General features: G+C 68.8%; 1 protein-coding gene. It reads right to left on the bottom strand.

What is annotated here, in order from left to right; genetic code table 11:
• Positions 1–173: 173 nt before the first annotated feature.
• Positions 174–753: FCD domain-containing protein (locus G3N99_RS41495; RefSeq protein ID WP_241012123.1), on the bottom strand; the 580-nt coding region annotated here is incomplete at its 5' end.

Genomic DNA, 753 nt, shown 5'->3' with positions numbered 1-753 from the left:
GGCTGGCGCGCGGTTCCGGCCGATTCTAGTGGGCGCCCGATGAACCGGTCAATCGCGCGGGCGGCACCGGCGGCTTCGAACCGCGGGCGCGCACCCGCCTGCCGGGCGTCGATACCCAGCCGCACCGTGGGCCGCCGCGAGACGGGCCGCACGTTGATGTGGCCCAACCAATATCAGGCTCCATCGCCGCTGCGCTCGAAATGGCTGCGCACGTAGTCGATATGCGTCTGCATCGCGGTGCGCGCCTCCTCGGGCCGCTGCGCACAGATCGCGTCGCACACGACGCGGTGCTGCAGCAACAGCAGCTCGGACGCCTGCTCGTCGTGCGTCGTCATGCCCGCCACGTTGATCGAGATGTGCTCGCGCAGCATCCCGATCACGCTCGTATGCAGGTGCAGGAACATCGTGTTGTGCGACGCGAGCGCGATCGCCTCGTGCAGCTTCGCGTCGGTCGCGGCTTCGACGGCCGCGGCGCCGTTCGCGTGTGCGGTTTCGAGCTCGCGCAGCAGCGCACGGATCCGGCGGCGGTCGTTCGCATCGGCGCGCAGCGCGGCGAAATAGGCGGTCGCGCCTTCGAGCACGCGGCGGAACTCGAGGATGTCGTCGCGCAGCGCCGGATGATCGGCGACCAGCTGGCCCCACGGTGACGCGATGCCGGCACGCAACTGGTCAGTCACGTAGACGCCCGCGCCGCCCCCGCTCTGCAGATCGGAAGAGCATAACTTCGAACTCCAGTCACCAATTAAAATCTCC

This window comes from Burkholderia sp. Ac-20392 (genome assembly GCF_017104585.1).
Classification (GTDB): domain Bacteria; phylum Pseudomonadota; class Gammaproteobacteria; order Burkholderiales; family Burkholderiaceae; genus Burkholderia; species Burkholderia lata.
This window is presented reverse-complemented; position numbering and strand designations above follow the sequence as displayed.